At 59.3% G+C, this 14,387-nt stretch carries 12 protein-coding genes; 5 read left to right on the forward strand and 7 right to left on the reverse strand.

Annotated elements, in window-relative coordinates; translation table 11 throughout:
- Positions 1–12: 12 nt before the first annotated feature.
- A complete protein-coding gene (locus FH08_RS0119695) occupies positions 13–840 on the reverse strand; it encodes a citryl-CoA lyase (protein WP_051888376.1) in 828 nt (275 codons plus the stop codon).
- Between the two features lie 9 nt (positions 841–849).
- Complete coding sequence (locus FH08_RS0119700; protein ID WP_031359986.1) at positions 850–2,415, reverse strand: class I adenylate-forming enzyme family protein; 1,566 nt, start codon at positions 2,413–2,415, stop codon at positions 850–852.
- Positions 2,416–2,739: 324 nt separating this feature from the next.
- On the opposite strand from FH08_RS0119700, the gene FH08_RS0119705 reads away from it, so the two are divergent.
- From FH08_RS0119705 to FH08_RS0119715, 3 genes are all read left to right on the forward strand, one after another.
- Positions 2,740–3,552: an IclR family transcriptional regulator gene (locus FH08_RS0119705; protein WP_031359987.1), complete on the forward strand. Its 813-nt coding sequence runs from the start codon at positions 2,740–2,742 to the stop codon at positions 3,550–3,552.
- Between the two features lie 163 nt (positions 3,553–3,715).
- On the forward strand, positions 3,716–4,930 hold the full coding sequence (locus FH08_RS0119710) for a M20 aminoacylase family protein (RefSeq protein ID WP_051888377.1): 1,215 nt from the start codon (positions 3,716–3,718) through the stop codon (positions 4,928–4,930).
- Complete coding sequence (locus tag FH08_RS0119715; RefSeq protein WP_031359989.1) at positions 4,930–6,150, forward strand: diaminopropionate ammonia-lyase; 1,221 nt, start codon at positions 4,930–4,932, stop codon at positions 6,148–6,150. The genes FH08_RS0119710 and FH08_RS0119715 overlap by 1 nt, the downstream gene beginning before the upstream one ends.
- Here the strand turns inward: FH08_RS0119715 and FH08_RS0119720 are convergent.
- The gene (locus tag FH08_RS0119720; RefSeq protein ID WP_031359990.1) at positions 6,134–7,354 is read right to left on the reverse strand and encodes an NAD(P)/FAD-dependent oxidoreductase; all 1,221 of its coding nucleotides are present in this window, start codon (positions 7,352–7,354) and stop codon (positions 6,134–6,136) included. The two genes, FH08_RS0119715 and FH08_RS0119720, sit on opposite strands and share 17 nt — an antisense overlap.
- Positions 7,355–7,592: 238 nt before the next feature.
- Here FH08_RS0119720 and FH08_RS0119725 point away from each other — a divergent pair, with 238 nt between their 5' ends.
- A complete protein-coding gene (locus FH08_RS0119725) occupies positions 7,593–8,102 on the forward strand; it encodes an RrF2 family transcriptional regulator (RefSeq protein WP_031359991.1) in 510 nt (169 codons plus the stop codon).
- Positions 8,103–8,130: 28 nt separating this feature from the next.
- On the opposite strand, the gene FH08_RS0119730 is transcribed toward FH08_RS0119725, so the two are convergent.
- Positions 8,131–9,072, reverse strand: coding sequence for a LysR family transcriptional regulator (locus FH08_RS0119730; protein ID WP_031359992.1), 942 nt, complete (start codon positions 9,070–9,072; stop codon positions 8,131–8,133).
- A 108-nt stretch (positions 9,073–9,180) separates the two neighbouring features.
- Between FH08_RS0119730 and FH08_RS0119735 the strand changes: the two genes are divergently transcribed.
- Entirely contained in the window at positions 9,181–10,692 is a 1,512-nt protein-coding gene (locus FH08_RS0119735; protein WP_031359993.1) for a CoA-acylating methylmalonate-semialdehyde dehydrogenase, read from the forward strand.
- A 131-nt stretch (positions 10,693–10,823) separates the two neighbouring features.
- On the opposite strand, the gene tssJ is transcribed toward FH08_RS0119735, so the two are convergent.
- From tssJ to tssF, 3 genes are read right to left on the reverse strand one after another with little or no spacing between them, the layout of a single operon-like run.
- The gene (gene tssJ, locus FH08_RS0119740; RefSeq protein ID WP_235210419.1) at positions 10,824–11,507 is read right to left on the reverse strand and encodes a type VI secretion system lipoprotein TssJ; all 684 of its coding nucleotides are present in this window, start codon (positions 11,505–11,507) and stop codon (positions 10,824–10,826) included.
- Between the two features lie 17 nt (positions 11,508–11,524).
- Positions 11,525–12,544: a type VI secretion system baseplate subunit TssG gene (gene tssG / locus FH08_RS0119745; protein ID WP_031359995.1), complete on the reverse strand. Its 1,020-nt coding sequence runs from the start codon at positions 12,542–12,544 to the stop codon at positions 11,525–11,527.
- A 23-nt stretch (positions 12,545–12,567) separates the two neighbouring features.
- Complete coding sequence (gene tssF, locus FH08_RS0119750) at positions 12,568–14,379, reverse strand: type VI secretion system baseplate subunit TssF (RefSeq protein WP_031359996.1); 1,812 nt, start codon at positions 14,377–14,379, stop codon at positions 12,568–12,570.
- Positions 14,380–14,387 lie beyond the last annotated feature (8 nt).

Consider the following 14,387-nt stretch of genomic DNA (forward strand, 5'->3'; position numbering starts at 1 on the left):
ACCGGCTGTCAGCTACCGGGATTGGGAACGGCCGGTTTGTGGAGCGACAAACGGAATCGCTTCCTCCACGGTGTCCCAGATGAAACGCCCGGACGGACACTCTTGTTCCTCGACAATGTGCGAGACCAGGCCGGCCGCGCGCGAGATGACGGCGAAGCCTCGCATGGCATCGGTGCGCACACCCACTTCGCCCAGCAACGCGGCTACTGCACCCGTCGCATTGATCGTGATCGGGCGCCCGAATACTTCGTTGATAGCGGCGGAAAACTGCTCGAGCATGGCGACCTTCTCGCCCGGGAGATCGGGCTCGGCCTTGGCCAGTTCCAGCAGTTTGTAAGCACGCGGATCGACGGGCTTGTGAAGATGGTGGCCGAAACCCGGGATCGCCTTGCGCGCCTCTTTGTGCTCGCGCGCGATAAGCAAGGCTTCCGCATAGGCGTCGTCAGAAGCCAGCAAATGATCGAGCAGGCGAGAGCAGTTTTCCATCGTACCCACAAACTGGCTGCCGACCGCCAGCAATCCGGACGCGACTGCACCCTGAAGATTCTCGGGTGCGCTCATGTAGACGAGACGTGTTGCGATGGAGCTTGGCGTGAGGCCGTGCTCCATCAGCACGACCAGCACCATGTCGACGATCCTGACATCGACCGCGCGCACAGGGCGGCCAAGAATCTGCATCAACAGAACTTCGGTAAAGGTTTTTTTACCGATCAGGTCATCGACGAGATTGGCGTCGCCGTAGTGGAGCGTCGTCAGCGTATGCGTGCAAAGTCGCGTGACAGGCGGCTCACGGTCAGATGCTTTAGCAGATTTGGCAGTGGATTCCGTAGCGGATGTCATGGCATTTCCTTAGGCGTCGACATTTGACGCGATGTTCGATAAAACGTCTTCACGCACGGCGTTCTTCAGCACTTTCCCAATGGAGGAGCGTGGCAGGTCGTCGTAGAAATAAACATGTTTCGGCGTATGTACCGGGCCCAGCTTTTCCCGCACGAACGCGGTCAGTTCAGCCTCGGTGACAACCATGCCGGCGCGCAGTTGTACCGCTGCTTGTACGGCCTCTCCCCACTTATCGTCAGGAATGCCGAATACGGTGCATTCGTGCACGGCCGGATGCTGTCCCAGCGCATTCTCGACATCGACCGGATAGACATTGAAGCCGCCGGTGATCACCAGGTCGCGGATTCGATCTTTCAGGTAGAGGAAACCGGCCTCGTCGATAAACCCGCTGTCGCCCGTATGAAGCCAACCGTCCACAAGCGTTTCCGCGGTTTTCTCAGGCAGATTCCAATACCCCGTCATCAGCAGGTCGCCGCGTGCCACGACCTCACCCACTTCGCCTGAAGGCAGTAGCCGGCCTTCGGGCGACATGATCGCGACGTCGCTGAACCACGTTATTGCGCCAACGGACGACCATCGCGCGGGATCTTCGAAATCTTCCGGGCGCATGACCGTCAGGATCTGCGGCGCTTCGGTCTGGCCGTAGGTGGTTCCCAATACCGGGCCGAAGAATGCGCGCACCTCACGGATCTTTTCGGAAGGCATTGGCGCACCGCCATAGATCAGGCGCCGAAGCTTCGGAAAATCCTCCCGCGAGACACCGGGGAGCGCCATCAACATGTAGATCAGGGTGGGCGGCATGAAGCTGACCGTTCCGGCGCGATCACGAAAGGCGTTGCGCACAGCTTGTGCGCCTGCTTCCGCGAGAATGACGTGGCATCCGCCCTGGGCAAGAATGGGCAAGATGTAGGTTGAGGTGCCGTGAGTGATCGGTGCACCTACGATATAACGGTCGTGTTCATCGAACCGCCATGCCTGGATCTGGTTCGTCACGTTGGCCATCCATGCACGGTAGGGCTGCATCACGCCTTTGGGCGTGCCTGTCGTGCCACCGGTAAACTTGATGGCTTGCGTGGCGTTGTCAGGCAGGTCGAACCTGCTTGGCGATAAGCCCGCGTAAGCAGCAACGAGATCGTGTAATCGAGGTTCCAGGGCTTCCTGATTCTCTTCCCCGTGCCCGGTTTCACTCGCATGATCGCCGTAGCCTCGGCAGAAGATCCGGCGTGCCGTTGCGCCCGCTATCAAGTCGACGTATGCCGTATCCACTATCAGGATGGTGGGCTGCGTGGTGTTGATAATCCGTTGAATCTCCGGCTGAGTGCTGCGCGGATTGAGCGGCACCCAAACCTTTCCGCTGGCAAGCACGGCGAGCAGCGCGATCAGATGTTCCGTGCTGTTGCCCGCACAAATGCCGACGCGGCTCTGCAGATTCGGATCGATCGCCTGAAAGGCCGCAGCCAGTGCTGAAACCTGGCGCCCAAGTTCGTCGTAACGGATCTTCCCGTCGGGCGCGTCGATTGCAATACGTGTAGGCCACCGCCGGGTAGCGCGCCAGAAAAAATCGATTGGATACATGCTAAGGAATCCTTCGAGACGCCGCGTGGCTGTCCCTTGTTGTGCGGGCTTGACGTTCGGGAGCGATAGGCGACTTATGTTGCTGTGGCGCCGATGTCCCCTCCGAGTAGTCGCCATTCTCCCTATTTACTGGACTATGGGAAAACTGGATCGTCCGGTGAGTGGACGTTATGAGCGGTTTGTCAGCCCTCAAGGAGTTGGTGTTTTCCCTGCTTGCGGAGAAATTTTTCAGATCGAGACGGCGTCGATTTGTCTTAAAACCCTGCTGAATAGGGAATTCAATCTGGCATACTGCCTTCCATCCTCCACACCCTCATTCCTCTCATGTCTCCAAGAGCCGCCGGCCAGAACGTTCATCAAACGGACACTGTGAGCGAGCCGGACAATGCAAGTTCAAGGACGCTGCGCCGAGGTTTGAATGTGCTGGAAGTGATTCTGAGCGCAGGCAGCGAAGGTGTTCGTGTCATTGATATTTGCCGCCGCTGCGCGCTGGAGCGGGCGACCGTATACCGTCTGTTGCAGACGCTTATCGACGAAGCTTATGTCGAACCGAGCGGTCGATATCGATACGTGCCGGGGAAAAAAGTGAACCAGTGGCGAGTCGAAAGCATGCTGACGCAGTCAGGCATTGCGGCACGGCTTGAACCTGTGCTCCAGCATGTCAGCGCCGTCAGCGGCGACGCCGCATTCGCGGTTGTCCGGGAGGGCGGCATGTCCTCTTGCATCGCCCGGCAGGTGGGAACCTACCCCATCCAGATACTTGCCGTGCAGGTGGGAACGCGGCAGCCACTGGGTGTCGGTGCTGCGGGCCTCGCGCTTCTCGCGGCTCTACCGGAGGACGATGCAGAGGCGGTCATCGCCCAACACGACGCCATGTTGTTGAGCTACGGCGGCATGACGCAGGACCGGTTGCGGCTTCTGGTCAAGGCATGCCGGGAGCGCGGGTGGTCGGTGATCGGCAATCATGCGGCCAAGGGCGCTATCGGCGTGGGGATGGCGGTTAGCGACCGTCTGGGAAACCCTGTCGCCGCCGTGAGCGTGGCTGCGCCTATCGACCGGATGCCTCGCCCACGACAGGAGTTTATTGTCGGCGCCATTCGATCCGCGCTTAAAACGGTGATTGGGCAGGGACTGTGATGCGCGATGATTGCTTGTACCGTTCCGCGAATTGACCGTGCCGGTTCGGGCCTATAAATAGAATGAAATTATCGAAGATGGCGCCTTCAGTGAGATTTTTTCTCAGTCGATGGTTCCTATACTGGAGCACAGCAGGAATCGAGCGGACACGGGGAGATATACGATGGACACAAGCAGCGCAGCGTTGGACTTCGATCGTCAATTGACGCAGTGGCGACACCGCTTTCATCGCGTGCCCGAGACCGGCTTCGAGGAACACGAGACAAGCGCCTTCGCGGCGGAGGTGCTTGAGGGCTTCGGGCTTGAGGTGACGCGGGGTATCGGCGGAACGGGTTTTGTTGCGAGCCTGTCCTGCGGCGACGGTCCCGGTGTGATTGGTCTGCGTGCGGAGATGGATGCGCTCAACATCCATGAGCAAGCGCCGGAGCGCAGTCACGCGTCCATGCGCACCGGCAAATCCCACGCTTGCGGACACGATGGTCACATGAGCATGGTGCTCGGCGCGGCGAAGCTTTTGAGCGAGCGTCGCGATTTCAACGGGACCGTGCGTTTCATCTTCCAGCCCGCCGAGGAACACGGCAAGGGAGCGAAGGCGATGATCGCCGACAAACTGTTCGAGCGGTTCCCCATCGATGAAATCTATGGTGTTCATAACATTCCAGGCATGCGAGCGGGATCCATCGCAACGCGGGCCGGCGGGATCATGGCGAGCGAAGATAATTTCGTTATCCGTATCAATGGCCGGGGTGGACATGCTGCACGACCGCATATGACTATTGATCCCATTGTGATTGCTGCAGAGATAGTGCTGGCTTTGCAGACGGTTGTATCGAGGAGTGTCGACCCCGGTGTTCCCGCGGTGATCTCCTGCACGGAGTTGTTCACCGATGGTATTCGCAACGCGATTCCCGGACAGGTGATCATCAAGGGCGATACACGCAGTTACACGCCTGACGTGCAGCGGTTGCTCGAGAGCCGGATGCGCAGCATTAGCGAGGGCATTTGCGCGGCTCACGGCGCCGAATGTTCGTTCGAATACACGCATGAGTTTGTTCCCACGGTGAACACGCCAGAATGCGTTCCGACAGCGATCACGGCCGCGACGGCGATTGTGGGCGCGGCGAACGTGAACGGCAACGTGGCTCCGATGATGATCTCGGAAGACTTCGGCGCGTTCCTTCAGGTGGTGCCTGGAAACTTCGCGTTCATTGGCAATGGCGCTGAGGGTGAGCCGGGTGCGACGCCGCTTCACAACGCACGCTACGATTTCAACGATGCTGTCTTGCCCATTGGCGCGCGTTATCTAGCCGAGATCGTGCGCACGAAACTGCCGGTCGTCCATGGCCATAACCCTATCCAGAACCAGAGGAAAGTTTGATGCTGCAACTTAACACCGGCGCGCGCCGGGGGCGTTACGATGAATCGCTTCGCGACATCCTGAACATTCAAGCCGCCGATGAAAGCCGCGCGTGGTTATCGACGTGGGATGGATTGAACGCCGGTCCGACACCGTTGTGGGACTTGCCGGATCTTGCTGTCCGGCTGGGGGTTGGATCGATCAGCGTGAAGGATGAAGGCCGTCGTTCCCCGCTTGGCAGCTTCAAGGCGCTGGGCGCACCGATCGCGCTGATCCGTTTGATTCGACGCCTTTGGCCCGAGCAGGACTTCGTCCCGGCGAAGTTAACCGCTGGGCATTACAAGGCGCTGCTGCGGGATTTCACGGTCATCAGCGCGACCGATGGCAACCACGGCCGTGCATTGGCTGCAGCTGCGCGCAGTATTGGTTGCCGGTGCGTGATCGTGCTGCATCGCCACGTGAACGATGAACGGCGACTCGCGATAGAACAGTTGGGCGCGGAGATCGTGCAGATCGACGGCAACTATGACGAGTCGGTGAAGGAGGCCGCGCGTTTGGCGGACGAGCATGGCTGGCACGTCGTCTCCGATACCTCATACGACGGCTATGAAACCATCCCGTGCGATGTGATGCAGGGATACGGGACAATCGCAGCCGAAGCAATCGAGCAACGTAGCGAAGGCCTTTATACACATGTGTTCATTCAGGGCGGAGTGGGCGGACTGGCGGCCGGTGTCGTCAGTTACTTCGCCGAACACTTCGGCGAGCGGCGGCCGTTCTGCGTGATTGTCGAACCGGACCAGGCGGATTGCCTGTTCCAAAGCGCGGTTAAAGGACAGGCAGCGCTTGCCACCGGCTCCGTCGACTCGATCATGGCAGGGCTTGCTTGCGGAGAAGCGTCGCCGCTGGCGTGGCGTTTCCTGGCCGTTCTCGCCGATGCCTTCATGACCATTCCCGACGATGCCGCCGTCGATGCCATGCGGATCTTCGCAGCAGGTGCCGAGCGTGATGTTCCGATTGTGTCGGGGGAGTCGGGCGCAGCCGGTCTTGCGGGACTCATCCAGGCGGGCAGCAGCGCGGAAGATCGCGCTGCGCTGGGACTCGATGAACGCTCGAACGTCCTGCTGCTGAACACAGAGGGCGCTACTGCGCCGGCGTTGTATCAGCAGTTGGCGGGGTTTCATGCCGATGAGGTGCTAGAGGCGCAGCGGCGCCGGCTCGCAGTTAGGCAACAACAGTGACCGCGGGATCGGCCGCGGCGAATGCCGCTGCGCGATCGGCAGCAGGCGGATAGATCCACTCGGTGCAAATCTGCCGTTTGAGCGCCTTCGCCTCCGTGCCGACGAGCTTGATCTCGCGATCCCACCCTTCGGTATAAACCGCGCCCCACGATCCGAGATCGAGACACGTCACATACACCGGCTGCCGATAAGGCAAAAGCGCCACGCTGACCAGATCAGCCGCCACGTTGTGGCCTGCGAACCGGCCCATGTTCATCGCGTGCTGGCATGACATGAGTGCGTGATTTCCTAGGTCGTCGGTAGCGGCGAAGGCGACATCGCCGGCGGCGAAGATGTCTTGCGTTCCGGATACACGCAGGTCCGCATCCACATGCAAGCGCCCGAGCCGGTCGCGCTCGGCGTCAAGTTTCTTCGTGAGCGCGTTGGCGCGCATACCCGCTGTCCAGATCACCGTCTTTGTATCGATGCGTTCGCCGGTCGATGTGACGATCCCATCGGTATCGATGGCGCTCACCGCGGTGCCCAGATGCACGGTTATACCGAGTTCGGTCAAAGCTTGCTCAATCACAGGCCGGGGACCGAGGCCAAGATCCGGGCCTACTGCATCGGCTTGTTCTATCACGATCACGTTGACGGACGTGGTGTTTCCCAACACAGACCGCAAGCGCTCCGGAAGCTCGGTCGCTATCTCGATGCCTGTGAATCCGCCGCCCACCACGACTACCGTGTTGCGGGCCGGCGTATCAGGTTGATCGGCGAGCTTGCCGAGATGCGCCTCGAGAAGCGCGGCGTCCCCGATCTGGTCGATGCTGAACGCGGCCGTAGCCAGGCCCGGCACCGGAGGACGAAAGAGTGAACTTCCGCTCGCCAGCACGAGCTTGTCATACCGTACTGTGAACGTGTTTCCGTCCGCGCCGATGGCCTCGACTTCGCGGGCCGCCGCACGAATTTCGCTCACGCTGCCCTGAATGAATCGAACGCCGGTTGCGTCGAAGAGCGGCAACAAGGGCGCTTTCATGCCAAGCGGATTGGACTCGTGAAGACGCGGCCGGACATGCAGCATCGGCTCGGGTGCAATCAAGACCACTTCGATCCGCTCTCCCGATTTGTTTGCGATGTCCAGCAGGCGAGCCGCACCAAGCGCGCTCCACATACCGGCAAAACCGGCGCCGACTACCAATATTCTCTTGCCGCTATCAGTCATTTTTCGATTCCATTCATTGATCAGGTCATCTCACTTCGACGTCATGCGTTGGGACTGCATGACGAAATTAAGAAGTTTTGTCGGTCGCGTAACTACGACTATAATTGTCGTAGTTAGATTTGGCAAGTACCTACTTCATCTGTCTGTGTTTCGGATACCTGCTGTAAAGATTGATGTTGCTCGCCATCGGCTGACTATATAAAATGTCAAAACTAGGATATATAGAGTCGGAGATAAGATGAGCCACATCAGTTCGGGCGTCGAATACGCGCTGCACTGTCTTTTGTATTTGACCGACGCGCCCGCAGGCGTGGGCGAGGCGAGCGTGCGTGACCTGGCCGAGCTGCAAGGGTTATCGGTTGATTACGTCGCCAAGCTTTTCACCAAGCTTCATAAGGCGGGATTGACGGTCGCCACCGAGGGCGCGCGCGGGGGATTCACGCTCGCGCGACCGGCTGAGCGGATTACCGTGCTTGACGTCGTGCTGGCTGTCGACGGTCCGAAGCCGCTTTTCGACTGCCGCGAAATTCGCGCACGTTGCGCAATCTTCGGGGATACCGCGCCCAAATGGGCGACGAGCGGCACGTGCTCTATTCACGCAGTGATGCTGGACGCCGAGAAGCGCATGAACGAGGTGCTTGAAGCACAGACGCTGGCGAGTCTGGCGGTGCGAACGGTCGCAAAAGCGCCGCGCACTTATCACACCGATATCGTCAACTGGATCGACAATCGGGCGACCAGCCGTTAACTCGGTGTGTAGTGAGCGGGCTCGGAGGCTAGTCCGAGAAACCGCTTTCGAAGGTCTTGCGCAGGTAGGAGACAAACGCTGTCACTGCACGCGGCACATGCGACGCGTAAGGCCGGACGATATAAAGCTGTTCAGCGAACCCGCCCTTGGGTTGCCACTCCGGGAGTACCTTGATCAACTGCCCGGCGCGCAGCGCAGCTTGCGCGCTGAAATCGGGTAGCAGCGCGATACCGAGGTCGTCGAGTGCGGCGTCGCGCAGGGTCTCGCTATTGTTCGCGGAAAACGGCCCGTTGATTGGCACGGTCACGCGCTCGGCTGCGCTCTTGCGTCCCGTCGCGCGTTCGAAGGTCCAGGCGGGCGCCTCTTGCGCGCGGGGATAGAACAGGCAGTCATGCGCGGCCAGGTCCTGTGGCGTGGCGGGTGTGCCGCGCCGGCGCAGATACGCTCGCGTCGCTACGATTACCGAGTGAGTCGCGCACAGGGTCCAGGCGACATGTGTTTCCGGTGCGACGGCGCTATGACGGATCGCGAGATCGAAACCCTCGCTGGCAAGCGAACTAATGCGGTCCGACACTTCGAGCTGCACGCGTACTTCCGGATTCGCCCGCAGAAACGCCGACAGATGCGGCACGAGTTGCTGTCGCGCGAATGCCACCGGGGCGGTGACACGCAGCTCGCCGCGAGCGACGCCCGCCGAATCGCGCACGCCCGCGAAACTTTGTGCAATACCTTCATATTGATCGCGGGTTTGATCGACCAGACGCTGCCCAGCCTCTGTCAGCCGCACGCTGCGCGTTGTGCGCTGCACCAGCGACACTCCCGCTGCGCGCTCCAGTTCGGCAATCCGCTGGCTCATGGCAGCCTTGCTCACACCTAGCCGCGTGGCGGCGCGCGTATAGCTGCCTTGCTGCGCGAGAATGGTCAGCCAATACAGATGAGTCCAGAGCGCCTCGACGCGTTGCGTTTCCATATCTTCATTGTTCACCATAGAAAACAATCATTTCAATCATAGCGCCTTTGCAGACGCGTCTGACGTTCTTACACTCTGAAGACTCCCATCACATTCAGGTGTCACATCATGCAAAGCTTCAGCGATCGCGCGGACGTCGGCCACTTTATCGAGGGCCGCCGTGTTCCTGGAACGGGCACGCGTACCCAGCCGATTTTCAATCCCGCGACCGGCAAGGAAGCACGCACGCTGCGTCTGGGCGATGTGGCCGATGTGGATGCCGCTGTCGCCGCCGCAAAGAAAGCGTTTAGGGGCTGGAGCGAGACGCCGCCGATCCGGCGCGCGCGCGTCATGCTGCGTTTTCTGGAGTTGATGAATAAACACCGTGACGAGCTCGCCGCGATCATCACCGCCGAGCACGGCAAGGTGTTCAGCGATGCGCAGGGCGAAGTGTCGCGAGGTATCGACGTAATCGAATTCGCTTGCGGCATTCCGCAGCTTTTGAAGGGCGATTACACCGAGCAGGTATCGACGGGTATCGATAACTGGACGACGCGTCAGGCGCTTGGCGTTGTGGCTGGCATTACGCCGTTCAACTTCCCGTGCATGGTGCCTTGCTGGATGTTCCCGGTTGCTATCGCTGCGGGTAATGCGTTCGTGCTGAAGCCGAGTGAGCGTGATCCGTCGGCGTCGTTGTTTATGGCGGGGCTGTTGCAGGAAGCTGGGCTGCCCGATGGTGTGTTCAGCGTGGTGCAAGGCGACAAGGTCGTGGTCGATGCGCTGCTCGTCCATCCCGATGTGAAAGCCATCAGCTTTGTGGGATCAACGCCGATCGCGAATTACATCTATCAGACCGGTGCGCAGCATGGCAAGCGCGTGCAGGCGCTTGGCGGCGCGAAGAATCACATGGTGGTGATGCCGGATGCGGATATCGATCAGGCTATCGATGCACTGGTTGGTGCGGGTTATGGCTCGGCTGGCGAGCGCTGTATGGCGATTTCGGTGGCTGTGCTGGTGGGTGATGTCGCCGATAAGCTGATTCCGCGATTGGCAGAGCGCGCACGTACGCTGATCGTGAAGAACGGTATGGAGGCTGATGCCGAAATGGGTCCGGTCGTCACGCGTCAAGCGTTGGAACGCATTGAAGGTTATATCGCGCTGGGTGTGGAAGAGGGTGCTTCGCTGGTTGTTGATGGACGTGGGCTGAAGGTGCCGGGGCATGAAGAAGGCTTCTTCACGGGTGGTACGTTGTTCGACAATGTGACGCCTGAGATGCGTATTTATAAGGAAGAGATCTTTGGGCCGGTGCTGGCGTGTGTGCGGGTGAAGGACTTTACTGAAGCGGTTGATCTGATCAATGCGCATGAGTTTGGCAATGGTGTTGCTTGCTATACGCGTGATGGACACATTGCACGCGAGTTCGGACGGCGGATTGAAGTAGGGATGGTGGGGATCAATGTGCCTATTCCCGTGCCGATGGCTTGGCACGGGTTCGGTGGATGGAAGCGTAGTTTGTTTGGTGACATGCACGCGTATGGCGAGGAAGGCGTGCGGTTCTATACGCGGCAAAAGTCGATCATGCAGCGGTGGCCGGAAAGCACGGAGAAGGGTGCGGAGTTTGCGATGCCTACGGCGAAGTGATTTGCTGCCCCAGGTAGTGCGGGGGCGTTAGCGGCGTAGAAGAATGATCTTCATGCTGAGGTCTACACGATGCAAGTCGATGCTTGCTCGGTAGACCTCTTTCGCTTTTGCGGCTCAACGAATCGAGCTGTTTAGCCGGCTCGTACCCAGTCATCGTGGGACGGGGTTTCCTTTGCTTTTGGCTTTGCTGGTGACGGCGCACCCGGCCTCACAGGTTGTATCGCGTCGGGACTTGTGTTTTGCGGGGCATTCACCGTTTGGGGTGCGGTTTGCCGCTTGACGATTCTGTCGCCAATACCAGCAACACTCAACGAGCTGTCCCGCACTTCGACTTTGACCGGATCGGTCTTTTTCCACTGCTTCTTTGGTATCACCAGTTTCCACTTCGAATCCCGCCCGTCATCGCGAAAGAACGCGACAATGCCGACGTACTCCGCGTCTTCGCTCATCGGCTCACTGACGCTGGCGTTCGCATTAGGCCGAAGCACGAGATCCGTCGACCCAAGCAGGTCAGCCTTCAGCGCGTCCATATCATTCGTCTGCAACTGCACGTAGTCGAGTTGATCGAACGCTTGCGGCGTCTTTAGCTGATAGATTCGCACCACGGTCGATAACGATTGTCCCGTGCCGTTTGTATTCGATGACGACCGGCTGACGAAGTCGACGTTCATGGTTTTAACCTGCGTGGTGAACGCCCATTTCGCTGCATCCACTGTGCCGCTTTTTACTGCTTGCCCCACCCCGCAGCCCGCGATGGAAAGGATGGCAAACGCCGCAACGGCGAGTTGCATCTGTCGGATCATCGTGCGATTCATACTTGCGTTCCATTGTTTTAATGTGTTGACCGTGTGTTCGCGGTGCGACCGTCCCACGTGCCAAGTTGCACACGGGTGGTGGCGCCTGTCGCATAGGGCAGTTCAGCTTGCGCGAGTTGGCTCGTGTAACCAAGGCTCACTTGGTCCGATGAAAGCTCGGCTTTTGGCATTAGGTCGGGCGCAACATGCATCTCCAAATGCGCGTTCGATTCGTAGCCGAGGTAGAAGCGCAGCAGCGCCATGATTTCGCTGTGCACTTGACGACCAGGCGTCAGGCCCAACACCGATTCGGCTGTCGTTGGTGCGATCACTACGCGTGCACAATTACCTCGATCGTAGAAGCCGCGCCCCAGTACGCAGTTCTCACCTAACGCCGTTGGCTCAAACTGGTTCAACTGAATCCATACCGGATGGAATTCGGTGACTGTGATGGTCGCATCGGGCACGGCATGTTGCAGGACGCCAGCAAGCCCCTCGGCTGTGCGGGTCCGCTGGCCGGCAAGTCCGAGCATCGACAGCAGCTTGCGTGTGCCGACGATCTGCTCGATATCGGCATGTCCGATACCCAATCCCACCAGACTGACCAGGCAGCGCGAGACGTCATCGGTGCCGCCTTTCTTAAACCCTGCGGGGAATCGATATTTGCGCCACGTCCGATAAAACTGTGTCGCGATTCTGTGATGGAACATGTCCAGAAACGCCGACAACGATTCAGCGCCGTCACGATTCTGCGCGACTTCGTCGATGAAATACGAAGGCATGCGCGCATCGACGCCGTAGAGCCCGAGGAACGTGGTGCGGATAGCCGGCGGTTTCGATCTGTCGTCATTGTCGTACTCGACCGCGTCGATTTCCCGATTTGGGAATCCGAGTCGGGCGCGCGAGCGAAAGCGGATTGGCTCGTTTGCCAGTGAGTCGGTTGAGCCGAGTGATGGTAGATCTGGCGCGGAGAGTTCGATCAGTTCACAAAAGCGCAGGAAGTTCATGCGCGTCGCGTCGCGCAGTAAAGCTGGCAACAGGACGCGCTCTTCAAGCATTGGAAACTCTCGATGGGGCGCGTTCAAAACGGTGCGCCTTCAGCTTTGTTGTCCGGCCACGTTATCCTGCGACCACTCGGTAACGAAATGACGACAAGCTTCGTATAGATATTCATCGTCGCGTAGAGCGCGAAGAAGCGATTGAGCATTTCGCCGAACAACGCGAGATCACCGTCGCCTGCAAACTTGTCACTGTTAAGCGTGACTTCGATTTCCACACCGCGCAGCAAGCCGCCCTTGACAAGTTTTTGCAGGGGCTGATGTTTGACGTCAATAATCGCATCGATACGCCGCCGGTTCAGCTCGCCATCGGTCCAGTCGTAAAGCGCAAGACTGCCGCGCAGGATCTCTGCATCCAGCAGGGATAGATAGTTCGGGGCGAGATGCGAGAGCACACGCCAATGGAAGCGGTCTCCTGTCGGCGGATAAACGGGCAAGGTCGGCGCTGTGAGGTTTCGCACCGATGCGACGTTCGTAAAGCCGCCGCGCGTGCGATTGATACTTGCTTCGCGCAGGCCTTTGCGTGGCAGCATGCCGTTCGTGCCCGTCACCGAAAGTGATAGCGTTTCCTCAGGCAGGGTGGTTTCGCTTTCCCATGCATGTCCGCCCAGAACAACCCACGTGTCGAACCGTCCTGACGGTCCGCGTCGTGCACGCGTGTGGAAGTATCGTTCGGGCATCTCATGGCGCAACATGCCGCCGCGATGTCGGAACGACGCAAATGGCGCGTACTCGAAACGCGAGCCGTTTGAGGTTTCAAAGCCCACGACCGAGTCGACCGAATACGCTTCTACAAAGTCACCGCGTGCTTTCACCGTATGCACGCGATATTCCGTTTCGAAGTGCGAGACTGTGATCGGATCGGCCTGGATCTTGAACAGGTTGATGATCGGCGTGCAGAAGAGCCGAACGTTTTCTTCCGTGAAGCGCATGTCATCCGGGTATGGCTGCGCAAGAACGATCTCGACATCGAAGTACGGCGCGGCTTGAGGAATCATCTGCATGTCGAGTCCTACGAGATCCACGAACATGAACTTCTCGGGGAAGGTGAAGTACTCAAGCAGAAGTTGATAGCCACCGAACGCGTTGTCGGCTTTGGGCCATAGGCGTTCGTCAGCCTTGAATCCCGCGGCTTCCACGCGCAGGCCCTGCATGGTTTGCGGCAGTCCCGGCCGGTCCTCGGGGTAACCCGGAATGCGAACGTGAACCGCGAGCGGTGCCGCGGTCAATGCGGTGTAAAGGCTCAGCGCAACCGGTCGGTCGGCATTAAGGTATAGCCGCAGACGCGGTATGTGCATTTGCCCCCTCGGTATCTGCGGCTGCAGTTCCAGCCTGAGTCTAATGACCGAGCGACCGTCTTCGCGTGCGAAAGCGTTCGCTTCGGTTAGCTTGACCGGATACAAGTCGACCGCTTGCGTGGTGCGATAGACGCACTCGACGCGCTCGTCATCGACCGGAATCGGATCGGCCAGCACCTCAAGGCCCGCCGCGAGCACTTCATGGCTTTGCAGCGAACCTTCCGTGGGCGTGATTTCGAGTATCGAAAGCGACGGAATCATCCGTAGATAATGCGGCCACAGCATGCTGACGAGGCCTTCCGTCAACTCAGGCAGTTCGTCGTCGAGTTTCTGACGCAGCCTTCCGACGAGAAATGCAAAACCTTCGAACAGGCGTTCGACGTGCGGATCGCGGTCACCGATACGGTCGATGTTGAGCATCTTCGCCCGGTCAGGAAACGCTTGTGCGAACTCCTTGCCGGCCTCGCGCAGATAGCGCATTTCGGCTTCGTAGTAGCGCAGGATTTCGTTGTCGTTGGGACTGTTCGATTTGGTCACGGGTCTGG

Source organism: Caballeronia sordidicola, from assembly GCF_000729995.1.
GTDB classification, from domain to species: domain Bacteria; phylum Pseudomonadota; class Gammaproteobacteria; order Burkholderiales; family Burkholderiaceae; genus Caballeronia; species Caballeronia sordidicola_A.

What these genes read in the sequence shown, in the direction of transcription:
- FH08_RS0119695 (WP_051888376.1), bottom strand. Translation starts at nt 840, where the DNA reads ATGACATCCGCTACGGAATCCACTGCCAAATCTGCTAAAGCATCTGAC.
- FH08_RS0119700 (WP_031359986.1), bottom strand. Translation starts at nt 2,415, where the DNA reads ATGTATCCAATCGATTTTTTCTGGCGCGCTACCCGGCGGTGGCCTACA.
- FH08_RS0119705 (WP_031359987.1), top strand. Translation starts at nt 2,740, where the DNA reads ATGTCTCCAAGAGCCGCCGGCCAGAACGTTCATCAAACGGACACTGTG.
- FH08_RS0119710 (WP_051888377.1), top strand. Translation starts at nt 3,716, where the DNA reads ATGGACACAAGCAGCGCAGCGTTGGACTTCGATCGTCAATTGACGCAG.
- FH08_RS0119715 (WP_031359989.1), top strand. Translation starts at nt 4,930, where the DNA reads ATGCTGCAACTTAACACCGGCGCGCGCCGGGGGCGTTACGATGAATCG.
- FH08_RS0119720 (WP_031359990.1), bottom strand. Translation starts at nt 7,354, where the DNA reads ATGACTGATAGCGGCAAGAGAATATTGGTAGTCGGCGCCGGTTTTGCC.
- FH08_RS0119725 (WP_031359991.1), top strand. Translation starts at nt 7,593, where the DNA reads ATGAGCCACATCAGTTCGGGCGTCGAATACGCGCTGCACTGTCTTTTG.
- FH08_RS0119730 (WP_031359992.1), bottom strand. Translation starts at nt 9,072, where the DNA reads ATGGAAACGCAACGCGTCGAGGCGCTCTGGACTCATCTGTATTGGCTG.
- FH08_RS0119735 (WP_031359993.1), top strand. Translation starts at nt 9,181, where the DNA reads ATGCAAAGCTTCAGCGATCGCGCGGACGTCGGCCACTTTATCGAGGGC.
- tssJ (WP_235210419.1), bottom strand. Translation starts at nt 11,507, where the DNA reads ATGAATCGCACGATGATCCGACAGATGCAACTCGCCGTTGCGGCGTTT.
- tssG (WP_031359995.1), bottom strand. Translation starts at nt 12,544, where the DNA reads ATGCTTGAAGAGCGCGTCCTGTTGCCAGCTTTACTGCGCGACGCGACG.